The sequence below is a fragment of the Kribbella koreensis genome (assembly GCF_039525325.1).
Taxonomy (GTDB): Bacteria; Actinomycetota; Actinomycetes; order Propionibacteriales; family Kribbellaceae; genus Kribbella; species Kribbella koreensis.
Window position 1 is genome coordinate 112,865 of the sequence record NZ_BAAAHK010000019.1, and the last position, 23,672, is coordinate 136,536.

The window sequence follows — 23,672 nt, forward strand, 5'->3', positions numbered from 1 at the left end:
GCAGGCCAGTTCTCCGGGCGGCCGCGCACGCACAACTCGCCCCGCGAGGTCCATGTCCCGCTCCGATGGGTGCACGCGGGCGGCCTTTGGTATGCGTGGAGAGCCGCGCCGCCGGCAGGAAGCCGGCGTCGGGAGGGTGCGTGGGCGGATGCCGGCTGGAGGAGGGCGAGGCTCTACCGTAGGTTCATGCGGCTTTCTTGGTGGGAGGGGAAGCGGTGGGTTGTTGCCTTTGACATCTTGGTGGCTGCTGGGCTGACGATCCTTCCGTTTCTGGAGGACAAGGGGCCGGCGGTGAAGGTGACCGGTGTGCTGGTCAGCGTCGTGGTGTTCGGTGGGTTTGTGGTGCGGCGGAGGTTTCCGCTTGTTGCTGTGGCGGTTACGCCGGTGGGGTTGGCGTTTCCGAGCTTGCAGATCATGGTTGCCGCCTACACCGTCGCCAGCCGGAAGGGGCTTCGGTGGCAGGCGCTTGTGTCGGCCGGGTACTGCTCGGTGGTTGTGGTGGTTTGGCCGGTGCCGCGGCGGGATGCTTATAGCTGGCCTGAGGCGCTTGCTTCTTGTGTGTTGTTCGTGGGTGCGCCGATGTTGCTCGGGCTGTGGGTCTACCAGCGTCGCGCATTGCTGCAGGCGTTGCGTGACAGGGCTGATCAGGCTGAGCGGGAGCGGGATCTTCGGGCCGAGAGTGTTGTCATCGCCGAGCGACGGAGGATTGCGCGGGAGATGCATGACGTGGTGGCGCATCGGGTCAGCGCGATTGCCCTGCAGTCGGGCGCGTTGACGATGACGGCGCCTGATGAGCACACCGAGCAGGTGGCTGAGGTGATTCGCAGAACCAGTACGACCGCGCTGACCGAGCTACGCGAGATCCTCCAGGTACTCCGTGACGAGCAGCCGGGTGAGCCGGGGCATGTCGCGCCGGCGCTGAGCGCAGTACCGGTGCTGGTCGATGACGCCCGCGCGACCGGTCTCGACGTGCACCTCGAACTGCCAGACCCGGTACCTGATCCAGCACCCGCCGCCGGCCGCGCGGCGTACCGGGTGGTGCAGGAGGCTCTCACCAACGCAGCCAAACACGCACCAGGCCAGCCGGTCAGCGTCGTCATCACCACCGACGCCGACGACCTGGCGGTCGAGATCACCAACCCCCGAGCAGGCACCAGCCACCCGCATCCCCGAGGCACCGCCGAGACACCGGATGGCCGGGGCGTGGGGGACACAGCGGGCGGTCGGCGTGGGGTGGAGGCGGAGGTTCCTGGGGCGGGGTTCGGGTTGGTGGGGATGCGGGAGCGGGTTTCGTTGGCGGGTGGGGTGTTGGAGGTCGGGTGGGTCGCGGAGCGGTTCCGGGTCCGGGTGGTGCTTCCGATGAAGGTGGCTGACTGATGATCAAGGTGGTGCTGCTCGATGACGAGGAACTGGTGCGGAGCGGGATCCGGCTGATTCTGCAGGCGGGTGGTGGGGCCGAGGTGGTTGCCGAGGACACCAATGGGGCGCAGGTGGTCGAGCTTGTCGCGAAGTACCAGCCGGATGTGGTGCTGACCGACATCCAGATGCCGAAGGTGAACGGGATCGAGGTGACTCGGTTGGTGACGGCGTTGCCTGATCCGCCGGCGGTGGTGGTGCTGACGACGTTCGACCTGGACGAGTACGTGTATGAGGCGTTGCAGGCGGGAGCGAGTGGGTTCCTCCTGAAGGACATCGCGCCGCGGGCGTTGGTGGAGGCGGTGCAGACGGTGGTCACGGGGGACGCGATGCTGTCACCGCGGATCACTCGGCGGCTGATCAACGCGTATACGGCGCGAGCAGCGCCCGGTACCGGACCAGGCGGCGCGGCGGTGGGGGAGGCGGCCGAGGCGTTGGACGCGTTGACGCCTCGGGAGCGGGAGGTGGCCATCACGGTCGCGGAGGGGTTGAGCAATGCGGAGATCGCTGAGCGGCTGTCGGTGAGCGAGTCGACGGTGAAGGTGCACGTCGGGCATGTGATGGCGAAGCTCGCGGTACCGAACCGGACCAAGCTCGCGCTGCTGATCCACGAGGCCGGCCTCGCCTGACGACAGCCGGCGCCTGACGGGTTGAGCGCGGCTGAGGGTTCGAGCACGCCTGAGGTCTTGACCCGGGAAGTGAGCAAGTGATTTAGTCACTTTGTGACTAACTCAACGGTGGGTGTGGCGCCCAGTCTGTCGGACCGGTTGACCGAGGCGATCCTCGGGATCATCCGGGATGCCGATCTGGGTCCGGGCGATGCGATTCCGTCGGCCCGGGAGCTGGCCAAGCGGTTCGAGCTCACCACGCCGACGATCCGCGAGGCCCTCCGCAAGCTGGAGGCGACCGGAGCCGTCGAGTTCCGGCACGGCTCGGGCACGTACGTCGGCCCGACCATCAACAACGTCGTCCTCGCGAACCCGCACCGCCCACCCATCACCAAGAACTCGGTGTTGGAGTTGATAGGCGCTCGCCTGCTGATCGAACCAGCGGTAGCCGCCCAGGCTGCAAGGGTGCAGGCAGCCGCCGCGCCCGCGCCTAGCGGCGCGGGCGCGGCGGAAGAAGGAGCAGCAGCCGAAGGCGAGGCGGGCTCCCATGGAGCCGGGAGCGGCGGATGGTCGTTGGAGAAGCTGGAGGCGGCGGTGACGAATGCGCTGACGCCTCCGGGCGGGCCGGCGTTTGCGCTCAACTTTCATGTGGAGTTGGCGGCCGCCAGTGGGAATCCGGTCGTGGAGGAGCTGATCGGGAGCCTGCTGAAGGTGCGGGTTCGGGAGCAGCAGCAGATTCGGCAGTTGTACGACAACCGGAAGCGGGACTACGAGGAGCACCGGGCGATCTTCGAGGCCGTGAAGAGCGGTGACGCCGCCGCGGCCGAGCAGCTGACCCGGGAGCACCTCGACCACATCCGTACCGCCATCGAGGCGGCCGCCTTCCCGGAGTTGCCATGAGCAACAAGCTTGCGGAGATGACGACCGACCAGGCCCGCGACGCCGTCCGCCTGGCACCGCTGGTGATCATTCCGGTCGGCGCCCAGGAGCAGCACGGCGGCGGGATGGCGATGTCGACCGACACCGTCCGAGCAACCGGGCTGGCCGACCTCGTGGCCGGGCGGCTCGACGGTCGCGCGGTGATCGCGCCACCGGTCAACTACGGCGTATCCCCACACCACATGGCTTTCGCCGGCACTGTGACGTTGTCCCCGGCAACCTTCCAGTCCGTACTCCGTGACGTCGTCGCCAGCCTGCACCAACACGGCTGGCGCCAGTTCCTCGTCATCACCGGCCACGGCGGCAACAACGCCGCGCTGTCGGTACTGGCCCAGGAGTACCTCCTGCAACCCGAGCTCACCTTCGCGTGGACACCCATCACGCCCTTGGTCTCCGACCTCATCGCAGGCATGGAGGTCAGTCAGGTGCACGGCCATGCAGGTGAGGCCGAGACCGCCCAGATGTTGTACCTCGCGCCCGAACTCGTCCAGGCCGAACTCCTGGAGCCCGGCGCGACCCAGCTCGACGAACTACCCCCGAAAGCCCGGCTGTCCCGGCAGGCCCAAGGTCCACGCCTGTCCGTCGGGTTCGACGCGTACCACAAGCGTGGCGTCCTGGGTGATCCCCGACGTGCCACTGCCGAGGACGGCCGGCTCCTGGTCGAGACCGCCGCTGACCGTATCGCCGCCTTCGCCGACGAGTTGCTCTCGGCCTGACTCACCCGCTGTACCCCTTCACTGGATCGCGCCGGATGCGCTCCAGATGCGAACCTGCCCGCCTGCAGGTCGCCAGCCCGAGGAGGCACCCCTGATGAACCTCGCACGCCCGAAAATCCTTGCCGCACTGCTGATGACGGCCGGCCTGGTGACCGCCGCCACCACGTTGCCCACAGCAACAGCTGCCGAGCCGAGCCGTAGTACCGGATGTGGCAAGCAGGCCGCGCCGACCGGCGACTACACCGTCGAGAGCGGCGGTCTCACCAGGACGTACCGCCTGCACATCCCGGACAACTACAAGCCGTCCAAGCAGTACCCGCTCATTCTCGTCTTCCACGGCCGCGGCAAGACCGGCGCGCAGACCGAGGCGTTCTCCGACCTGTCGAAGCTCGACGCGGTCGTTGCCTACCCCAACGGTGTGATCGGCGACGAGAACAAGCAGGCCTGGCAGGGCGCGCCGTACTCGGCGAAGGGCGTCGACGACGTGAAGTTCACCGCCGACCTGCTCGACCAGCTCGAGGGCAAGTACTGCGTCGACACCCGGACCGTCTACGCGACCGGCAAGTCCAACGGCGCCGGCTTCACCGCCATCCTGGCCTGCCGGATGGCCGACCGGTTCGCCGCGATCGCCCCGGTCTCCGGCGCCTTCTACATCGAGGGCACCCGCTGCGCCCCGAGCCGGCCGGTCCCGGTGCTCGACATCCACGGCACCGGCGACACCACGATCCCGTACGGCGGCGACGGCCAGCGCGATCTTCCGGACGTGCAGACCTGGGTCCGCGACTGGTCTGTCCGCGATCACTGCGATCAGGACACAAAGGTCAGTCAGCTCGGCGACGACGTGCTGATCACCAAGTACAAGGGCTGCGATGCTGACGTCGTGCATGTTGCGGTGACGGACGGCGGCCATTCGTGGCCGGGATCAGACGCGTCCTCGGGTCCGGGGTACGTCAGCCAGACCTTCGAGGCGCATGAGCTCATCGGTGACTTCTTCAAGGCGCACAAGCGATGACCACCACCGCGACGCCTCCGAAGAAGGACCTGCCCCGCCTGGTCCGCGGGATGGCCGTGATCGAGCGGGCCGGCAACGCGCTGCCGCATCCGTTCTGGCTGTTCTGGATCCTGTCCGCGATCCTCGCCGTGGTGAGCGCGATCCTGGCCGCGCTGGACGTGTCGGTCCTGTCGCCGAAGGACGGCAAGGTCGTCGCGGTGCAGAACCTGCTGTCCGGTGACGGTCTGCAGATGGCCGTCTCGACGGCGGTCTCGAACTTCGCCGAGTTCCCGCCGATGGCCACCATCGTGGTGGTGATCATGGGCGTCGCGCTGGCCGAGCGGACCGGGTTCCTGCAGTCGCTGATGAAGGTCAGCGTGTCCCGGGTGCCGACCTCGATGGTGGTCTTCGCGGTCGCCTTCGCCGGCACGATGGCGCACGTCGCGTCGGCCGCGGCGTACATCATCCTGGTCCCGCTCGGCGGGCTCGCCTTCCGCGCGGTCGGCCGGTCGCCGATCCTGGGCGTCGTGGTCGCGTACACGGCGATCGCCTCCGGGTACGACGCCAGCCCGATCCCGACCCCCAACGACGCGATCTTCGCCGGGATCACCGAAGCGGCCGCGAAGACGATCGACCCGAACGCGTCCGTCTCGCCGCTGTCGAACTGGTTCTTCAACATCGCCTCGTCGATCCTGCTCGCGCTCGTCATCACCCTGGTCACCCGGCTGGTGCTGAGCAAGCGCGACGACCTCGACGCGGATCCGGACGCACCCGGCGAGGACCCGGACGCGCTGACCCTCTCGGACCGCGAGCGGACCGGGTTGCTCAGGGCAACGGTCGTCTTCGTGATCGCGGCGATCGCGATCGTCGCCGTACTGATCCCGCACAGCTCCCCGCTACGGGGCGAGAACGGCAGCATCGTCGAGTCGCCGTTCCTGGACGGGATCGCGATGGTCGTCGCCGTGCTCTTCGGGCTGGTCGGCATCACCTACGGCGTCACGGTCGGCGTGATCGAGAAGGCCGGTGACGTGCCGAAGCTGATGGCCGAGGGGATCAAGCAGATGGCGCCGGTCCTGGTGCTGTTCTTCGCGATCGCCCAGTTCCTCGCGTACTTCAGCTGGAGCCGGATCGGCGACCTGCTGTCGGCCGAGTCGGCCCGCTGGCTGGGCGAGCTGGGCGCCCCGAAGGTCGTCATCTTCCTCGGCATCCTGATCCTGCTGACCCTGATCAACATCCTCGTCACCAGCGGCTCGGCGATGTGGTCGCTGACCGCGCCGATCCTGGTCCCGATGATGCTGCTGCTCAGCGTCCCCGCCGAAACCACCCAGGCGCTGTTCCGCATCGCCGACTCCGGCTCGACGGCGATCACACCGATGAGCCCGTACTTCGTGATGGCGCTGGGCTTCTTGCAGCGCTACCGCAAGGACGCCGGCGTCGGCACCCTGGCGTCGTACACGGTCCCGCTGGCGATCGCGATGACCGTCGCGTGGACCGTGCTCTTCCTGGCCTGGTGGGCCCTCGGCATCCCGCTCGGCCCCGGCGCGCCGGTCAGGTAAGGGCGACGCCCGCCGTACGGAGGTCGACGAGAGTCTGTTCGGTGCTGGCCGGTGCCACCCCTGCGGTGAGGCCGGTCAGCACCGTCGTACGGAAGCCTTCGCGGTTGGCGTCGAGGGCGGTGGCGCGGACGCAGTAGTCGGTGGCGATGCCGCAGACGTCGACCTGGGTGATGTCCTTCTCGCGGAGCCAGTCGGCCAGCGGCTTGCCGTTCTCGTGGCATTTGCCCTCGAAGCCGGAGTACGCCGCGGCGTACTCGCCCTTGTCGAAGATCGCGTCGAAGGGCTGCGGGTCGAGGTTGGGGTGGAAGCCCACGCCGTCGGTGCCGGCCACGCAGTGCACCGGCCAGGAGTTCACGAAATCGGGTGTCTCGGAGAAGTGGTCGCCCGGGTCGATGTGGTGGTCGCGAGTGGCGACCACGTAGTCGTACTCCCGGTCGCGCGGCTCGGCGTCGTGCCAGCGGTGCAGCAGCTCGCCGATCCGGAAGGCGACGTCCGCGCCGCCGCTGACCGCCAGACTCCCGCCTTCGCAGAAGTCGTTCTGCACATCGACCACGATCAGCGCCCGGGCCATCTCAACACTCCTTCTGGATGTGTCCTTGCCCCCACCGTACAAGCCTCGACCGTGATCAGCGCTGAGGTTCGCGCTTTCAGGATGGTGTCCGGCGGCGCAGCGGCGGTGGCGTGGGCTACGCCGCCCGCAGCGCGCCGCCGTTGACGCGGAGGATCTCGCCCTGGGTGGAGGTGTTCCGGGCCGAGCAGAGGAAGACGATCGCGGCGGCGACGTCCGCGGCCTCGGGCAGATGGCGAGCGGTGAACTGCTGCGCGAATCCGCCGATCACCTCGTCCGGGATCACCCGATGGCTGCCGTTCTCGAGCGTGACTCCCGGCATGACGAGGTTGACCAGTACGCCGTCCTCGCCCAGATCGTGCTGCAGGCTGGCGACGAGCCCGTGCAGACCCGCCTTCGCGGCCGTGTACGCCCAGGCGCCGGCCATTCCGCGCTCGACCAGATCGGTCGAGAGGAGTACCAGCCGCCCTTGATCCGACGCGCGCAGGGCCGCCGCGGCGTGCTGGACGAGGCGGAAGTTCCCCGTCAGGTTGTCTCGCATCACGGGCAGCCACTGGTCCGGCTGGGCGTCCTCGATCTTCCGCGGCAGCTCGTGCGGAGTCGCGTTGCCCCAGTTGACCGCATTGCCGACCAGTACGTCGAGCCCGCCGAACCGCTCGATCGTCTGGCTGACGGCATCCGCGATCGACTCCGGCGTCCCCAGATCCATCGGTACGGCGAAAGCCTCGCCGCCGAGCGAGGCGACCACCTCGCCGGCGGCCTCCTTGCGTGAGTTGTAGGTGATCGCGACCCGCGCACCCTCCCGGGCGAACGCCAGCGCCGCCTCGCGGCCGATCCCGGACGATCCGCCGGTCACCAGCACTCGTTTGCCCTGCAATCCCAGCTCCATCAAACGTCTCCTCGCGGTAGAGTCGTCTCGTTAGCCGACTAAGAAATAAACTTAGCCGACTAACTAAACTCCACGCAAGGCGCTGTCAGCTGGTGAGGCGCTTCCTGACCTCTTCCAGGTCGCCGGCGACCGTGGCGAGGCGGGCGGTGTCGCCTGCCTTGTACGCCGCCAGCTCAGCGCCGGCCGTCTTGGCCTGCTCGCGCAGCCGCTCGATCCGCCGGACGGTGTCGGCCCGCTCGTCGGCGCGCTTCTTCCGGGCGGTCCAGTAGCCGTAGCCCGCGATGCCCAGCAGGACCAGGCCGACCACGATCCAGAACGGGTGCACCAGGAACCCGAGGCCGATCAGCACCACAACGCCGGCCACGCCGAACCCGATCGGACCGCGCAGATCCGCGGCGGACAGCGGCTTCACCGTCTCGGCGATCTCCACCTCGGCCTTGGCGAGCGAGAGTCGATCCGCGCCGTCCGGGGTCAGGGTCACCTGCCGCCACTCGATTTCCTTGCTGACCTGCGACGGGGTCGGCAGGCTTGCGGTCTTCATCAATTCCTCGGCGTCCGCGAGTACGGCGTCAGCGACCACCCGCAACGCCGTCGCGGCGAGGTGCGGCTCGTCGGTCTTGGCGAGATCCGCCTCGAGCAGCTTGCCGAGCTCGCCGGCCGAGTCGCCGAGTGAGCCGTTGCTGGGCGCGGTGCCGTTGGTGACCTTGGCGCGGAGCTCGCCGACGCGGGAGAGCATCTCGCGCTCGGGCTCGCTGCCTTCGGCGATGAGCAGCCGCAGCAGGGCAGACGTGCTGTCGGGATCCGGCTTCTCTCCCGCTGCGTAGGCGAGGGCGCCATCCGGCTCGAGCACGCTGGTGTCACTGGTGATCGCCTCGACCCCAGCCCGCAGCCGGGCGAGGTCGGCACCGGCCTTGAACTGAGTGGTGAACTCCTTGAACGGCGGCGCCGCGCTCACGGACAGGCCAGTCGCGCGCTCCTTCACCACCCCGGCCCAATGCCCTTCTCCGGCGGTACCGGCCTTGAGCTGAGCCACGATCCACTGCTGCCCCTCGACCCCGAATCCACCCCGCGCAGCCGCCGTCCACAGCGCCCGCTGCGTCCGCGTCACGTTGCCCGCCGCCAACTCACCGAACGCCGTCCCGAGCCACTCCGCCCGCACCTCATTGCGCCGGCCCAGCGCCGCGAGCGCGAGGCAGAGGAACGTACTGGTCCTCACCTCATCCCGCTTCATCGCCTCAGCCAGCACGGCCTCGTCCAGAGCACCTGGCTCGCGAATCGCTTCCACGGCGGGCGCGAGCCAGTACGCCGGTACGTCGCGCCCCACCCGAGTCGGCTTCTCCCCGGCCGCCAGCGTCGCCAGCACCTGGCCCGCGTGCCGGCGTACCTCCGCCGCATCCGCGAACCCGATCAGACTCTCGCGAATGTCGGACAGCTCCACGAACGCATCGAACGCGGTCGTGAGCCGCTGCAACCGCGTCTCCATCGTCCCCTGCACCTGCGACAACCGGGACCGCAAACTGGAAGCCTCGGACGAAGCCGCCGCCATCTGATCGCGAAGCTCCTCCAGCTCACGATTCTGGCGGTTGTCGGTGTACCAGTTGTTACTCATGGACGCTCCCGTTCGGTGGTTCCGGCGCGCAACAGCATCCCGTGCGCACGGGGTCAGCTGATCGGAAGGGCAGGAAGTGGGGATTCGGGGGCAGGATGGTATGGCACCGGGAGGGGACTCGGTGCGTCTGAGCCTACGCTCGGGATCATCGACAAGGAGGGGGATTCGGCATGCGGAGCGAACTGTTCGCCGCGACGAACCAGGAACAGGAGTCGGCCCAGGCCGGCTTGCGGCTGCAGAACTCGAAGCTGCTCAAGGTCGAGCTGCGCGGTGAGGTCTTCGCCCGGCAGGGGGCGATGGTCGCCTACCAGGGCAACGTGCAGTTCGAGGCGCAGGGGGCGGGTGGGATCGGCAAGTTCCTGAAGCAGAAGCTCACCGGTGAAGGCATCCCGCTGATGAAGATGCGCGGGCAGGGCGACGTGTTCCTCGCCGACCGCGCCGCCGACATCTACCTGATCGACCTGGAGGGCCCGCACGACGGGCTCAGCATCAACGGCGCCAACGTGCTCGCCTTCGAGCCGACGCTGAGCTGGGACATCAAGATGGTGCAGGGCGCCGGGATGATGTCGAACTCGGGCCTGTTCAACTGCAACTTCTCCGGCGCCGGCCGGATCGCGATCACCTGCAAGGGCACCCCGGTCGTACTGAACGTGGACCAGCCCACGTTCGCCGACCCGCAGGCGGCCGTCTGCTGGTCGACCAGCCTGCAGACCGGGTACCAGCGCGCCGACTCGCTCGGCCTCGGCACCCTGCTCGGCCGGACCACCGGCGAAGCGTTCACGATGGCTTTCACCGGCCAGGGCTTCGTCGTCGTCCAGCCCTCCGAGGAGCCGCCCGGCGGCTTCATCGGCGGCACCGGCGGCGGCCAGCAAGCCGGCCAGGAAGGCGGCGTAGCCGGCATGCTCGGCGGCCTCCTCGGCGGCCGCTGACCCCAGACACCCGGCGCAGGCCCCCCAACGCCTGCGCCGGGCCCGGGTCTGTCCTGACTGTCAGCTCGGTTGAGGCCCACGAAGGTCCGGGGTGACCATGTTGAGCACCGCCCAGTAGGCGTGCGCGTAGTCCTGGTCCGGCTCGAGGGTCTTCGGATCGACGTGGGTCGAGGTCTCGACGCCCACCCAGCCTTGGAGCTTCCGGTCGTCGTCGATGATCTGCAGCAACGACTGCACATGGTTGTTGGCCTTGTAGCAGTCAGCGTTCTGGCGCAGGCACTCACACCAGTAGGTGTAGATGTTGTTCCGGGCCGGCGGAGCATCGGCCATGTACCGGATCCGGTCCTTGCGGGTCGGCAGCGTGGTGCAGTTGCAGCCGGTGTTCTTCTCCCGGATGCCGACGCACTTGCCGCTCGGGCATGAGCGCCACTGGTCGAACCCGGTCGCCTTCATCCCGGAGGGCTCACGGTGGACAGCGCCCATGCTGGCCGTGACGAACGTACCCAGGTACTCATCCTGTCCATAGACGGTCCGGATGTCCGTGACGCTCGCCTTGTTGCCCGCCGACAGCGGCGCGTTGCTCCCGTACCCGATCCCGAACGTCGCCGAGTAGTCGGAGAAGGTGGTCGGCACGGTCACGTCGCCCTTCGGCCCGTGGTATCCGTCGCTGCTGATCCGCGCGACCTTCCCGCCCGGGATCGGGTCGAGCGACCAGTGCTCGGTCAGTGGCTTCGGGAGCGCGGTACCGGCTCCGTTCTTGGTCCAGGTGACGTCGACCTTGCCGGCCGAGGTCTTGTAGGTGCCCTGGAACTCACCTGTGGGCCCGGTGAGGAAGCTCCCCATCGTCTGCACGGCGCAGGTCGGCACGTCGCCGCCGCAGCTGGCGACCATGCTGTCGACCCGGCCGGGCTCGTCGCGCTGGTTCCAGGTCCAGTAGTTCGTCCTGACGGTCCCGTCGGCGGCGAAGATGTACCAGCCGAGCCGGGTCCAGTTCGCGTAGTTGTTGACCGCTGAGGTGTTCAGTCCGCCGACCGACACGACCCAGTTGGCTTTCCCGCCTGGCAGCTCCACCGGCACGGGTACCGCCGGAGCGGTCACCCCCAGGGTCGCGACCAGCCCCAGCACGATCCATCCGATCAGTCTCTTCATGGCACCGAAGCATGCCCCGGTCAACTACCCAGCGCAACCGATTGGTCACCGATAGATATGTCCGAAACTACCGCAAACGGTGACTTGAAATGTACGCCCGAGCATTACCCGGAATTTTTTCCGGCCGCCACGGGTGTTTCATGGGGGCCGCCTGCAAGGAATCTGGGTAGAGATTACCCATTGACTGTTTACCCCTGTGTGGCAGGCTTCCTGAGCGGTACGGCGATGGATCGCTTGCTTCAGCGCTTGTTCCGGAGAATGCCCAAAAAATACACCAAAATACATTTAGCGGGCGCATTGGCTTTAATTGTCCAGGGTGCTCTAATCATCGCATTGCGGCGCCGTCGCAATGCGATGACCAACCAGACATCTGGAGGACGTCATGGAACAGAAGGCCGAGGTCCGCGAGCCGCGGAAGCTCGTGGTTCGCAAGCTGGAGAACCTCGACACGACCCTGATCATCACCGATCCGGGCGGTGGCGGCGGCGGGTGCCGCGACGCCACATGCGGCTAGCCGGTCAGTAGGGCCGGGGCGCGGGCGACCGCGTCCCGGTCCACCGGGGGCGTTCGATTCACGGGCGGATCTGTTCGGGCGGATCTCTTCACGGGAGGTAGCGATGTTGCGGCCACGGATCAAGGGCATCCACAAACCCGTCCGGCTGACGCCGACGCTGATCAACATCGGCGGCCGGCAGCTGGGCATCGGCGCCGAGATCGACGACGAGGACGGCGACCGCTGGCTGTTGCTGGGCCTGATGGACGGCACCCGGACCCGGGACGAGATCGTCGACGCGCTGATCGCCGAGCGCCCCGAGCTCTGCCCGGTCGAGATCCGTGACTCGATCCAGGGCCTGATCGACGCCGGGTACGTCGAAGACGCCGCCGGACCCACCCCCGCCAACCTCAGCCCCGCCGAGATCGACCGCTACGACCGGGCGACGACGTACTACTCCTGGGTCGACCTGACCCCACGCCCCAGCCGGTATGACGTCCAGTCGCGGCTCAAGGACAGCAGCGTCGTGGTGCTCGGCCTGGGTGGTACCGGCTCGGCAGTGGCCTCGTCCCTCGTGGCGGCCGGCGTCGGCAGCGTGCACTGCGTCGACTTCGACACCGTCGAGGAGGGCAACCTCACCCGCCAGCTTCTCTACACCGAGGACGACCTCGGCAAGCCCAAGGTCCCGGTAGCAGTCGAGCGACTCAGCCGGATGAACCGGCACGCCGTCGTCACCGGTGAGGAGAAGCAGGTCTTCAACACCGAGGACGTGGCCGCGCTGATGCACGACCGCGACCTCCTCATCCTGTGCGCCGACCAGCCGCAGAAGCTGATCCGCCAGTGGACCAACGAGGCCGCCCTGCGTACCGGCACCCCGTGGATGCTCGCCCAGTACGCCGGTCCGATGGCGGTCATCGGACTCTTCATCCCGGGCCAGACCTGCTGCCAGGAGTGCCTGGTCAGCATGACCGACTTCATCCGCCAGCGGTACGGCCAGGAGCCTGAGGACCTGTTCCCCTTCGACGGCCACGCCGTGATCGCGCCGACCGCGAACCTCACCGGGCACATGGCGGCGATGGACGCGGTCTACCACCTGGCCGGGATCCCCACCAGCACGGCCGGCCGGATGTTCCACCTGAGCCTCACCGACCTGACCTACCACTACGTGGTCACGCCGACGACCGGGGAGAAGTGCGAGACCTGCGGCTGGATCGGTCGATGACGATCGCCGCCCTGGACGCGACCAGCCGTCCGAGCGTCGCCCATCTGCTGGTGCGCCAGGAGGACGAGGACGAGTTCGTGCTCGGCAATCCGGCCACCGGCCGGTTCGTCGTCGTCCCCGAGGCAGGCGCGCGGCTGATCGAGTTGCTGGCCGCCGGGCACACCGTCGCCGAGGTCGCCGACGTCCTGGAGCACGAGCTCGGCGAGCCCGTCGACGTGCTGGACTTCGTCGAGATGCTCGTCGAAGCCGGCCTCCTCGACGAGCGCGAGGCCGCGGGGGAGGCTGCGGCCCCGCGCGTCGAGGAGGCCGAGCCGGGGAAGAAGGTCAAGTACTGGGTGGTCTCGAAGATCCCGCCGTGGGTGGTCAAACCACTGTTCGGCAAGGCCGCCTGGACGTTCTACGTCGGCTGCCTGGTCGCGACGCTGGTGATGTTCGCCGCCGATCACTCGCTGCTGCCCAGCTACGAGGACGCGTTCGTCGTCACCGACATCATGCTCAGCCTGGTCATCACCAATGTGGTGGTGATGGGTCTGGCCGTCGTCCACGAGATCTGGCACGCCTTCGCCGGCGCGGCCGCCGGGGTCAAGTCGCAGCTCAGGCTCGAACGACGCGGCATCTTCACCGTGCTGGAGACCGACCTGACCGGGCTGTGGGCATTGCCGCCGGCCAAGCGGTACAGCCCGTTCCTGGCCGGGATGGGGTTCGACTCGTTCGTCCTGTTCGCCGCCGTCGCGCCGCGGTTCGCCTACTCGCGCGGCTGGCTCGATCTGAACCCGCATGTGGTCCGGTTCCTCGCGATGCTCGTGCTCAGTCAGGTCGGCAAGCTCGCCTTCCAGACGATGGCGTACCTCCGTACCGACATGTATCTGGTGATGGCGACCGCGACCGGCTGCAAGAACCTGCACCAGGTGACCCGGCTCGGCCTCAAGCGGCTGATCCGCAAGCTCACACCGGTCGAGCAGACGATCCTGCGCGACGCGGACGCCAAGGATCTGCGGGTCGCCCGGTGGTACCGGCTGCTGTATCTGGCCGGCATCGTCTGGATGGGCTGGTTCGCCTGGAACTTCATCCTGCCGGCCGCCAAGGTGACCATCGGCTGGGCCGCCGGGGTGATGGTCGGCGCGCCGGTCTTCAGTTTCTACTGGTGGGAGGGGATCGGGCTGGTCACCTTCGCCTTCGTGAACCTGACCGCGCCACTGTTCGTTGCCCTCCGCAACCGTATCCGCGCCCGCCGGGCCGCGCGTGTGGCGGTGGCGGTATGAAGTCCGCGCGCAAGTGGGGACTGCTGGTCAGTGTGATCGTGACCGGTCTGAGCGTGCTGACCATGTCCGGTCTCGCCTTCGGCGTGCTGCTCGGCTCGTTCACCGACAAGCCCGCGCTGGCTTGCGACCAGGTCCCGGGCACGCCGCAACCGTTCGAGGGCAAACGGCACATCCCGTACGACGGTGCGCCGCACGACCCGTACCGCTCGATGCCGCCGACGTCCGGGCCGCACTCGCCTCGGGTCGTACCGCCGGGCATCTACCGCAAGCCGGTCGCGGAGGAGTTGCAGGTGCACGTCCTCGAGCACGGGCACGTGTTGCTGCAGTACGCGCCCGACGTACCGGCTGATGTGGTGGACGATCTGGAGCGGATCGGACGGCAGTATCCACGAGACGTGGTCGTGGCGCCGTACCCGAAGCTCGGTCACGGCATCGCGCTCAGCGGCTGGCAGCGCTCGGAGCGTCTCGACTCGCTCGACGAGGACGCCGTCGTCGCGTTCGTGACGTTGGTGCCCGGCCGGTACAACCACCAGTGGCGCGACGGTGCGACGGACTGTCTGCCGCCGCATCCACCGGATGGTGAGAACTGACGGTCGTGTTCGTGTTCAGGGTTGGTCACGGGGGTCGGGGATGGGTCGCGAGGAGCTGGATTTTCCTGGCCGGCAAGGCGTACTGGACGCCTCGCTGCGCCTGCAGGTGGTGCGCGCCGCGCGCTGCGACGAGTGGGCGGCGGGGCGGTCGACGCAGGCCGAGGTGTACCTTTTCGGCCGGGACCTGCTGAGCCTGCGCGACTGGCTGCGGGCGGAGTGCGGCGGGGCGGAGGAGCTGATCGCGGTCACGTCGATCCGGGATCAGACGGTGGAGACGTTCGCGCCGAGCCATCGGGCGAACCGTGAGCTGGTCCGGCGCGGGGTGCGGATGACGAGCTTCTTCGACAACAGCGGTGGGTCGTCGGCGGTCACCGACTTCATCATCGCGGCCGGCGAGGACATGCCGTACCACGTCGCCTGCGGCCCGATCCAGATGAAGCTGTTCGACGGCGAGCGGGTGCTGGTCGAGGGCCCGGTCACCGGCGAAGGCGAACGCAGCCTGATGGTGATGACCGGCCCGGAGGCGGTCAACGCGGCCCGCCAGTACCTGAAAGCTGTCCGCCAAACCGCGGTCCGAGCCCGGGAACTCCGCGACCGCACCGTCGAACTGACCCCACGCCAGCACCTCATCGCCGCCCAGCTGAGCGCCGGCCACACCGACGACGAAATCGCCGAGCTGCTGACGATCAGCGTCCGCACCGTCCGCTACGAGGTCTCCCGCCTGCTGGAAGTACTGGCGGTGAAGACCAGGTTCGCGGCAGGCGTCCGCTACGCCCGAATGCGAACCCACGGCACCTGAGTGCAGGTACTACCGGCGACCCTGCTTGGTCGGGGGCACGATGGAGCTGTCGGAGGCGTTCGACTTCGGGGTTTTGGGTTGCTTGGGTTTGCGGACTTCGCGTCCGCCCTTGTTCTTCGCCATGAGGTGCTCCCGGGTGAGGGTGTCGCGTGGGCTGCCTGAGCTCTACCGAGCCTGGTGCGCCGCGGAACTCCTGGTCCCCGGTGGTTACCCCAGACCGTACACCCAGCAGTCACCCTAGGTCCGCGAGCTGTTCGCGCCGATCGCCGCTGAGGTGGGCCGCGCACTCGGCGGCGATCGCCTTCGCCAGGGATTCGGGTGTGTCGTCGTCCGGTTCGGGGATGACGTGGTGGACGGTGCCGATTTCTTTGAGATCGGCGGCGGTGATGCGTTGGGTTGAGGCCATCGCGGGGGCGTGGGTGGTGTCGCCGTACATGATCGCGCTGGCGCCTTCGGGCGGCAGTGGCGCGAGCCAGGCGTGTTCGGCTGCGATCACAGTGGTTGCCGGGAGCAACGCCAACGCTCCACCGCCGGTCCCTTGTCCCAACAGCACCGAGATCGTCGGGACCTTGAGCGTTGCGAGCGTGGCGATGCACTGGGCGATCTCGGCGGCCACCCCGCCTTCCTCGGCCTCGCGGGAGAGCTCTGCGCCAGGGGTGTCGATGACGGTGACGAGGGGGAGGCCGAGGTCTTCGGCGAGGCGCATTCCGCGACGCGCCTGCCGGAGCGCGGTCGGCCCCATCGCCTTGTTTTGCGAGCGATCCTGCCCGACCAGGACGCAGGGCCGGCCATCGAGCCGGGTGAGAGCGACGAGGATGCTCGCGTCCGGTTCGGTCAGCCGGACCGTACTGGTGGCGCCGTGTCGGAGGAGGTCGCGCACGCCGATCCGGTCGGGGCGGCGCGTACGTAGTACAGAATCCCAACCGTCAGCAGGACCGGCTTCTCCGGTACGCCGAGTCAGCACCGGCTCAGTTGGTGGGTCGACCAGCACCCCCAGCGCCCGATCGAGAAGCACCGGCAGCTCGGCCGACTCCACCACCCCGTCGATCACCCCATGAGCGGCAAGGTTCTCCGCCGTCTGCACTCCAGCCGGAAACGCCTCGCCGTACAACGCCTCATAGACCTTAGGACCAAGAAACCCAACCAGCGCACCCGGCTCGGCCACCGTGATATGCCCCAGCGACCCCCAGGACGCGAACACCCCACCGGTCGTCGGATGCCGCAGGTGCACCAGATAAGGCAACCCCGCCGCCTTGTGAGCCATCAACGCCCGAGAGATCCGCACCATCTCCACAAACGCCGGCGCCCCCTCCTGCATCCGCGTCCCTCCAGAAGCCGTAGACGCCAACACAGGCAATCCCTCACCCGTAGCCCGCACCACCGCCTCGGCAATCCTGGCCGCCGCAGCCCGGCCGATCGACCCACCCAAGAACCCGAACTCACTGACTACAACCGCAACCGCGCGTCCTCGCATCAACCCGCGCCCGGTGACAACCGCCTCGTCAGTCCCGGCCCGCCCCGCAGCCGCGGCCAACTGCTCCCCGTACGACACCGCCTCGGGCCGACCAGCCTCCGACTCCGGCTCGTCCAGCCCCACCGCGCCCGGTTCCGCCTTGCCCGGGTCCGGCTGCTCGATCGGCCGGTCCCATGACTCGAACGAGCCCTGGTCGAGCACCACGTCGATCAGTTCGCGGGCGCTCATGCCAACCACTCCCGGATCGCCGGGCCGTGCTGGTCCAGCGTCGGGGGAGGGGCGTGTTCCCGGGGCGTCGTCTCCTCGGAGCCCTGGAAGAACCTCAACGGTGGACCAGGTAACCGCAGGGCGCCGAGCGTCGCGTGCTCGACGTCGATCAGCAAACCCTGGCTGGCCGTCTGGTCCCACTCGTAGACCTCGTCCAGCCGTCGCACCTTCCCCGCCGGAATCCCCGCAGCTCGCAGCCGCGCCAGCAGTTCCTCCGCAGTCCACTCCGCAAAGACCGCCTCCACCACCTCGATCACCCGCCCACGCTGCGCCACCCGCTCAGCATTCGTCGCCAGCCCCTCGCCGGCGATCCCGAACGCAGCACAGAACCGCTGCCACAACCCCTCACTCCCGACAGCGATCTGCACCGCCCCATCCGCACACCGGAACAACCCGTACGGCGCGATCGACGGATGATGGTTGCCCTGAGCAACCCCCACCTCGCCCGCCACGGTGAACCGCGTCCCCTGAAACGCATGCACCCCGACGACCGCCGCCAACAACGAAGTACGGACAACACTGCCCACGCCAGTCCGGTCGCGTTCATGCAGAGCGGCGACCACGCCGTACGCCCCGTACATCCCAGCCAGCAGATCAGCGATCGGCGTACCGACCCGCTGCGGATCATCCGGCCCCGACCCCGTCAGCGACATCAACCCCGCCTCGCCCTGCGCGATCTGGTCGTATCCAGCTCGCCCACCCTCCGGCCCGTCATGCCCGAACCCAGTGATGGACAGCACCACCAGCCGGGGGTTCCGCTCCCGCAACGCCTCGATCCCAAGCCCAAGCCGGTCGAGCACCCCTGTCCGGAAGTTCTCCACCAGCACATCGGCCCGATCCACCAACCGCAGCAGCACGTCCCGATCGCCCGCATCCTTGAGGTCGAGCGCGATCGACTCCTTGTTGCGATTCGCCGACAGGAAGTACGTCGACTCACCGTCGACGAACGGCGGCCCCCAGCCACGCGTGTCATCGCCGGTACCAGGTACCTCGACCTTGATCACCCGCGCACCGAGATCGCCGAGCATCATCGTCGCGTGCGGACCCGCCAGCGCGCGCGACAGGTCCACCACCAGCACTCCCTCGAGCGGCCCGGCCATCACCACTCCGGCAGGACGAGCGCCGCCCAGACCAGCAACGGGCCGACCACGACGACGATCGTGCTGTAGAGGAGAATCTGCCGGTAGTAAACGGGTTCAGAGATCGAGTCCGGCCGGTTCGCGAGCATCAGCGCCCCGTTCGTGGAGAACGGGCTGACATCGACGATGGTCGACGCGATCGCCAGCGCCGCGACGAAGAAGCCGGCGTGGATCCCGCCGTTGGCGATCAACGGCACCGCGATCGGGATGATCACCGGCAGCAACGCGGTCGACGACGCGAACGCCGACACCACCCCGCCGACGTAACAGAGGATCAACGCACCGATCGCCGCGGCCCCCAGCCCGGCAGCCCACTTCCCGACGAACTCAGGCGAGCCCGCCTTGGTCAGGATCGCCGCGTACGTACTGACGCCGGCGACGAGCAACACGGTCGGCCAGGCGATCTGCTTCACCGCGTCCTTGTGCTCCTTGGGCGCAAGCATCGCGAGGACGACCGCCGCCGTGATCGAGACGAACCCGATGTTCTTGTCGAAGGCCAGCGCGACGACAGCGACCCCGACGAACGCGATCAACGTCAGCACCTGGTCCCGCCGTACGCCGAGCGCCTGCGTCCCGGTCGGTGCCGAAGTACCGGTTCCCCGCGCGGGCCCCGTCGCCCCGCCGCGATGCAGATCCTCGGCCAGCGTGTCCGGATCGTTCGGATCGACCCGCTGCGCCATCAACTGGCGGCCGCCGAACAGGACGAAGAGGATCATCGCCATCACCAGGTTGACGGCGAGGCTGGCCAGGAAGACGGTCAGCTCGCTGGAGGGCAGGTTGTTCTGCTCCATCACCGAGTTGGTGATCGTGCCGTAGATGCTGATCGGCGAGAACCCACCTCCCTGCGCGCCGTGCACGACGAACATGCCCATCATCAGCGGATTGATCTTGTACTTCCCGGCGAACCCGAGCGCGATCGGCCCGATGATCGCGCAGGCGGCCGGACTGGCGGCGCCGATCGAGGTCAGCAACGCGGTGACGGCGAACATCACCCACGGGATCAGCGCGACCCGGCCACCGACGGCCTTCACCGCGCTGCTCACTATCAGGTCGACCGTGCCGTTGTTCTTGGCGATCGCGAACAGGTACGTGACGCCGATCAGGGTCAGGACGAGATCACCGCTGACGCCGGCCAGGATCTCCTTTTCGCTCAGGTGCAGCGAGTACATCCCGACCAGCCACGCCGCGACGTACGCGAGCGCGCCCATGTTGATCGGTAGCACCGTGCCGAGCACGAACAGCGCGACGAGCGCGAGGATCGCTACCCACTCTGGTCCCATGGTGGTGGTCCTTGTCTTCGGGGCGGAAGCAACGTTTCTAACGTTTGAGCTGGATCACTGGCCTAGCCAATAGCTCAATGACCCACTTGTCAATAAGCTCTCTGTCATGGCAGACGACCCGCACGGCGATCAGAACTTTCCCCGGCCGGTACTGCGTACGCGGCTGTACGAGCAGGTCGCGGAGCAGATCACCGCGTGGATCGCGTCCAACGGTCTCGGCGCCGGTGACCGGTTGCCGCCGGAGCGGGAACTCGCCGTGCGGCTGGGGGTGAGCCGGGCGACGCTGAGCCAGGCGCTGGTCGCGCTGGAGGTGATCGGGGTCGTGATGGTCCGGCACGGCGACGGGACCGTGCTGACCGATCGGGCCCGGACGGGTGCGGTGATCGACGCGATCCGCGCGCACGCGGACCGGTTGCCCGAGATCATCGAAGCGCGGGACGCGTTGGAGTCGAAGCTTGCCGCGCTGGCGGCTGTACGGCGTACCGACGCTGATCTCGCCGCCATCCGGGCTGCCCTGGAGGAGATGGAACGCGACATCACCGCCGGCGGACGCGGAGTCGAAGGCGACGAACTCTTCCACGGAGCCGTCACCCGGGCCGCCCGGTCCGAGCTGCTCGCCCAGATGATGGGCGCCCTGGAAGACCTGATCAAGGAAACCCGCCTCGAATCCCTCTCCCAGCCAGGCCGCCCCCGCGAATCCCTGGCCGGCCACCAGCGAATAGCCGACGCAATCCTCGCCCGCGACCCTCAGACCGCGGCTCTCGCCATGCACGAACACGTCCTGCTCGTCAGCGACGTAGCCCTACTCCGCGAAGACATCCCGCGCCCACACCGCGAGTCAGGCGATCTGCGCGAGGAGGTTCCGGGGCCGCAGCGCGGGTCGGGCGATCTGCGTGAGGAGTTGTGACGGGGCTGGAGCATCTTGCGATCATCGGTGCCGGGCTCGGCGCCGGCCTGCTCACCTCAACTGTTGGCGTCGCCTCGCTGCTGAGCTTCCCGGTGCTGATTGCCCTGGGCATCCCACCAGTGGTCGCCAACGTGTCGAACACCTTAGGACTGATCCCCGGCGGGCTCGGCGGTTCGCTCGGTTATCGCCGGGAGTTGCGCGAGCAGCCACGGGTGAGCCGGCTCGTCGTCGCGACGTGCGCGATCGGGGCCGTCGGCGGTGCCGTGCTGCTGCTGGCGCTGCCGGCGGGTGTCTTCGAGGCGATCGTGCCCTGGCTGATCCTCTTCACCTGCCTGCTCGTCGGCGCTCAGCCCTGGATCTCCCGGTGGCTGCGTTCCCGTTCCACCGAAGAGCACCAACCGCGTACCGTGATGTCGCCCGCGACCCTCGTCTTCGCCGCCCTCACCGGCGTCTACGGCGGGTACTTCGGCGCCGGCGCGGGCGTGATGATGATGGCCGTCCTGAGCCTCGGCCTCGACCTGGACCTCCGCGTCGTCAACGCCCTGAAAACCCTGGCCCTGCTGGCCGGAAACCTCGTCGCCGGCCTCATCTTCGTCCTCGTCGCCGACATCAACTACACCGTCGCCGGCCTACTGGCCATCGGCTCCATCATCGGCGGCTACACCGGCTCCCACCTAGGCCGCCTACTCCCACCCGCCCTCCTCCGAACCCTCATAGTCCTGGCCGGCCTCACCGCCGCCGTCACCATGCTCTAGAAGGCCAGAACGAACAGGCCGCGGAGGAAGATCAGGCCGAGAATGAGGCCGTTGATCCATTTGTGGTCGAGGAGGACTGCGGCGAATTCGCGGATGGTGGCGCTGGGCCAGAAGTAGGTGGCGGTGGGGGAGCCGAGGACCTGGCCGTTGACTTTCGCCTTGCGGGCGGTGAAGGCGGCGCGGAGGGCGTGGTAGTTGTTGGTGACGATCAGGCACCGGTACTTCGGGTCGAGGCCGGCCATGATGGTGCGGCTGAAGGTCAGGTTCTCGAAGGTCGACGTGGAGCGGTCCTCGAGCAGGATCTGGTCGGCCGGTACGCCGTGATCGACCAAGTACTTCGCCATCGCGTGCGACTCGGGGACGTCCTCACCGGGACCTTGGCCACCGGACGTGATGAGGAGCGGCGAGCGGCCCTTGGCGCGGGCTCGTTGCCAGGTGAGGTGGGCGCGGTCGAGGCGACTGGCGAGCAAGGGTGGGACCCGGCTGCCGCGGAGGCCGGAGCCGAGGACGACGATGAAGTCGACCTTGCGCGATCCCCGGATCCGCGCGTACACGAACGAGTACGCCAGAAAGCAGACGAACAGGAACGAGACATAGGTCAGCGCGAGCAACATCGTCGAGCGAACCACATCGAGGAACGGCGACGACCACTGCTGCGTGATCACCCCGAAGATCGTGAACGCGATGATGCCCAGCCCAGCCGCCAGCGAGAGCAGGTTCGCCGGCCGATGCCCCTCCCGCTTCCACATCGTCACCCCGTTGACGGTGAGGAAGATCGCCAGCACGAAGATTGTGATCGGGATGGCGACCAGCACGGCGATCACCAGCAACCGCGCCGCCGTATCCGACACCTGCTCCAACGCGAACACGGTCCCGATCCCACCGAAGAACAGCGTCAGCACGAGATAAACGCCGTTGCGCAACACCCGCCGATCGCGAAACCAGGTGTAGAGGAACAGTACGAACCAAACCCCGGCGATCCCGAACGAGATGATCACGCCGCACTCACCGTCCATCGCCGGGGCGAGATCACTTCGGGTTGCTCCTTGATCACCGAGAGGTCGGGCGCTGGTCATCAAACCATGCGCCCGACCGTCGGCCCGGGATTTGGAGCGGTGTCAGGCCAGGCTGGTGAGCGAGCTGATCGTTGCTTTGTGCAAGTTCTTGATGACGTTCAGGGTCTTCGGGTCGCCGGCGTACAGGTGTGAGCCGGACTCGAAGACCAGGTAGGCGCGGCCGCCGTACTCGGTGATGCCCTCGGACATGCTCGGGGCGCGGAAGCACTTCAGCTTGGCCTTGTCCAGGTCGGGCTGGCCGCGGCGGACGACGTACAGGTTGCTGCGGTTGGTCCGGCCGTACGAGGTGCTGAAGATGAAGTGGCTGCCGGTGACGAGCAGGCCCTGGGTCTTGGTCGGCACCTCCCACGCCTTGTTGATCGTGGTCAGCGAGCCGTTGCTGTTGATCTTGTACTGGTACATCTTGTCGCGGCCCTTGTCGTTGAACTTGCCCGACCAGATGTAGCCGCCGTAGCTGGTCAGGAAGGACGCGCCGTAGACCTTCCGCTCCGCGCCGACCGGCTTGATGTACGGCGTACCGGCCGCCTTCATCGCGGTCTTCAGCGTGGACAGCTTGTACTTCCGGATGCCGTTCGTGCTGCCCTGCACGAAGGCCCAGCCGTTGCTGGTGGTGATCCCGCCGCCGTGCGTCGCGTCGATCGCGACCACGCCGACCGTCTTGTTGGTGGCCGGGTCGATCCCGATGATCTGCGAGCGCGCGCCCGACCGGTACGCAGTGACGAGCAGCAGGTTCTTCTTGCCGTCCCAGTTCCACCAGGTGCCGATGCCCTGGGGCGTGTGGGTGCTCAGGTTCGGCACGGCGGCGCTGGCCGTGAACCGGTCGTTGTACACCTTCGACGCGGACGGACCGTCGTAGAAGTCCCGGCCGCCGACCGTGGTGCTGCAGCTGATCGCGGTGGTGGCCACAGTGGCCTGGGTCGTCTGGGTCGCCGCCTGCGAACTGTCGGCTCCCTTGAGGGCGACCGTGACGGCGGTTCCGCCGGCCAGTACCGCGGCCAGTCCGAGGGCGGTGAACTTGGTGAAACGCAAGATGGATCC

Annotated in this window: 23 protein-coding genes; 14 read left to right on the forward strand and 9 right to left on the reverse strand. The window is 68.0% G+C overall.

Features of this window, described 5'->3' with window-relative positions; translation table 11 throughout:
* Positions 1–186: 186 nt before the first annotated feature.
* The 6 genes from ABD116_RS34620 to ABD116_RS34645 all read left to right on the forward strand — a co-directional run bounded on the left by ABD116_RS34620 (position 187) and on the right by ABD116_RS34645 (position 6,226).
* Positions 187–1,377, forward strand: coding sequence for a sensor histidine kinase (locus tag ABD116_RS34620; protein ID WP_343980394.1), 1,191 nt, complete (start codon positions 187–189; stop codon positions 1,375–1,377).
* The gene (locus tag ABD116_RS34625; protein ID WP_343980398.1) at positions 1,377–2,045 is read left to right on the forward strand and encodes a response regulator; all 669 of its coding nucleotides are present in this window, start codon (positions 1,377–1,379) and stop codon (positions 2,043–2,045) included. Before ABD116_RS34620 ends, ABD116_RS34625 begins: the two co-directional genes overlap by 1 nt.
* Before the next feature lie 93 nt (positions 2,046–2,138).
* On the forward strand, positions 2,139–2,924 hold the full coding sequence (locus ABD116_RS34630) for a FadR/GntR family transcriptional regulator (RefSeq protein WP_343980401.1): 786 nt from the start codon (positions 2,139–2,141) through the stop codon (positions 2,922–2,924).
* Complete coding sequence (locus tag ABD116_RS34635) at positions 2,921–3,679, forward strand: creatininase family protein (protein WP_343980404.1); 759 nt, start codon at positions 2,921–2,923, stop codon at positions 3,677–3,679. The genes ABD116_RS34630 and ABD116_RS34635 overlap by 4 nt, the downstream gene beginning before the upstream one ends.
* Positions 3,680–3,773: 94 nt before the next feature.
* Positions 3,774–4,691, forward strand: coding sequence for a CE1 family esterase (locus tag ABD116_RS34640; RefSeq protein ID WP_343980406.1), 918 nt, complete (start codon positions 3,774–3,776; stop codon positions 4,689–4,691).
* Positions 4,688–6,226, forward strand: a complete 1,539-nt coding sequence (locus tag ABD116_RS34645; RefSeq protein ID WP_343980409.1) for an AbgT family transporter — start codon at positions 4,688–4,690, stop codon at positions 6,224–6,226. Before ABD116_RS34640 ends, ABD116_RS34645 begins: the two co-directional genes overlap by 4 nt.
* Here the strand turns inward: ABD116_RS34645 and ABD116_RS34650 are convergent.
* From ABD116_RS34650 to ABD116_RS34660, 3 genes are all read right to left on the reverse strand, one after another.
* Positions 6,219–6,797 carry a nicotinamidase gene (locus ABD116_RS34650; RefSeq protein ID WP_343980412.1) on the reverse strand — a complete coding sequence of 193 codons (579 nt, stop codon included), beginning with the start codon at positions 6,795–6,797 and terminating at the stop codon, positions 6,219–6,221. The two genes, ABD116_RS34645 and ABD116_RS34650, sit on opposite strands and share 8 nt — an antisense overlap.
* Positions 6,798–6,912: 115 nt before the next feature.
* Positions 6,913–7,683, reverse strand: a complete 771-nt coding sequence (locus tag ABD116_RS34655) for an SDR family NAD(P)-dependent oxidoreductase (RefSeq protein WP_343980415.1) — start codon at positions 7,681–7,683, stop codon at positions 6,913–6,915.
* 85 nt (positions 7,684–7,768) lie between these two features.
* Entirely contained in the window at positions 7,769–9,292 is a 1,524-nt protein-coding gene (locus ABD116_RS34660) for a hypothetical protein (protein WP_343980418.1), read from the reverse strand.
* Positions 9,293–9,462: 170 nt separating this feature from the next.
* Between ABD116_RS34660 and ABD116_RS34665 the strand changes: the two genes are divergently transcribed.
* The gene (locus ABD116_RS34665; RefSeq protein ID WP_343980421.1) at positions 9,463–10,221 is read left to right on the forward strand and encodes an AIM24 family protein; all 759 of its coding nucleotides are present in this window, start codon (positions 9,463–9,465) and stop codon (positions 10,219–10,221) included.
* 60 nt (positions 10,222–10,281) lie between these two features.
* On the opposite strand, the gene ABD116_RS34670 is transcribed toward ABD116_RS34665, so the two are convergent.
* The gene (locus ABD116_RS34670) at positions 10,282–11,370 is read right to left on the reverse strand and encodes a hypothetical protein (RefSeq protein ID WP_343980424.1); all 1,089 of its coding nucleotides are present in this window, start codon (positions 11,368–11,370) and stop codon (positions 10,282–10,284) included.
* A gap of 382 nt (positions 11,371–11,752) precedes the next feature.
* On the opposite strand from ABD116_RS34670, the gene ABD116_RS34675 reads away from it, so the two are divergent.
* From ABD116_RS34675 to ABD116_RS34695, 5 genes are all read left to right on the forward strand, one after another.
* Complete coding sequence (locus ABD116_RS34675) at positions 11,753–11,884, forward strand: hypothetical protein (RefSeq protein ID WP_343980427.1); 132 nt, start codon at positions 11,753–11,755, stop codon at positions 11,882–11,884.
* 103 nt (positions 11,885–11,987) lie between these two features.
* Positions 11,988–13,085, forward strand: coding sequence for a HesA/MoeB/ThiF family protein (locus ABD116_RS34680; protein ID WP_343980430.1), 1,098 nt, complete (start codon positions 11,988–11,990; stop codon positions 13,083–13,085).
* Positions 13,082–14,347, forward strand: coding sequence for a PqqD family protein (locus tag ABD116_RS34685; protein WP_343980432.1), 1,266 nt, complete (start codon positions 13,082–13,084; stop codon positions 14,345–14,347). The genes ABD116_RS34680 and ABD116_RS34685 overlap by 4 nt, the downstream gene beginning before the upstream one ends.
* Positions 14,344–14,937 carry a DUF3105 domain-containing protein gene (locus ABD116_RS34690; protein ID WP_343980435.1) on the forward strand — a complete coding sequence of 198 codons (594 nt, stop codon included), beginning with the start codon at positions 14,344–14,346 and terminating at the stop codon, positions 14,935–14,937. The genes ABD116_RS34685 and ABD116_RS34690 overlap by 4 nt, the downstream gene beginning before the upstream one ends.
* Before the next feature lie 40 nt (positions 14,938–14,977).
* Positions 14,978–15,736 (forward strand): helix-turn-helix domain-containing protein, encoded by a 759-nt coding sequence (locus ABD116_RS34695; protein WP_343980438.1) that lies wholly within the window; start codon positions 14,978–14,980, stop codon positions 15,734–15,736.
* 232 nt (positions 15,737–15,968) lie between these two features.
* Here ABD116_RS34695 and ABD116_RS34700 read toward each other — a convergent pair whose 3' ends face one another.
* Genes ABD116_RS34700 through ABD116_RS34710 form a run of 3 tightly spaced genes read right to left on the reverse strand, consistent with a single transcriptional unit; the run spans position 15,969 to position 19,896 of the window.
* The gene (locus ABD116_RS34700) at positions 15,969–17,438 is read right to left on the reverse strand and encodes a carboxyl transferase domain-containing protein (protein ID WP_343980440.1); all 1,470 of its coding nucleotides are present in this window, start codon (positions 17,436–17,438) and stop codon (positions 15,969–15,971) included.
* Entirely contained in the window at positions 17,435–18,577 is a 1,143-nt protein-coding gene (locus ABD116_RS34705; protein ID WP_343980443.1) for a CaiB/BaiF CoA transferase family protein, read from the reverse strand. Before ABD116_RS34705 ends, ABD116_RS34700 begins: the two co-directional genes overlap by 4 nt.
* On the reverse strand, positions 18,577–19,896 hold the full coding sequence (locus ABD116_RS34710) for an SLC13 family permease (RefSeq protein WP_343980445.1): 1,320 nt from the start codon (positions 19,894–19,896) through the stop codon (positions 18,577–18,579). Before ABD116_RS34710 ends, ABD116_RS34705 begins: the two co-directional genes overlap by 1 nt.
* Before the next feature lie 106 nt (positions 19,897–20,002).
* On the opposite strand from ABD116_RS34710, the gene ABD116_RS34715 reads away from it, so the two are divergent.
* A complete protein-coding gene (locus ABD116_RS34715; RefSeq protein ID WP_343980448.1) occupies positions 20,003–20,803 on the forward strand; it encodes a FadR/GntR family transcriptional regulator in 801 nt (266 codons plus the stop codon).
* The gene (locus ABD116_RS34720; protein WP_343980450.1) at positions 20,800–21,558 is read left to right on the forward strand and encodes a sulfite exporter TauE/SafE family protein; all 759 of its coding nucleotides are present in this window, start codon (positions 20,800–20,802) and stop codon (positions 21,556–21,558) included. Before ABD116_RS34715 ends, ABD116_RS34720 begins: the two co-directional genes overlap by 4 nt.
* Here the strand turns inward: ABD116_RS34720 and ABD116_RS34725 are convergent.
* Together ABD116_RS34725 and ABD116_RS34730 are read right to left on the reverse strand one after the other, a co-directional pair.
* Positions 21,555–22,556, reverse strand: a complete 1,002-nt coding sequence (locus tag ABD116_RS34725; protein WP_343980453.1) for a YdcF family protein — start codon at positions 22,554–22,556, stop codon at positions 21,555–21,557. The two genes, ABD116_RS34720 and ABD116_RS34725, sit on opposite strands and share 4 nt — an antisense overlap.
* A 120-nt stretch (positions 22,557–22,676) precedes the next feature.
* Positions 22,677–23,663: a hypothetical protein gene (locus ABD116_RS34730; protein WP_343980457.1), complete on the reverse strand. Its 987-nt coding sequence runs from the start codon at positions 23,661–23,663 to the stop codon at positions 22,677–22,679.
* Positions 23,664–23,672 lie beyond the last annotated feature (9 nt).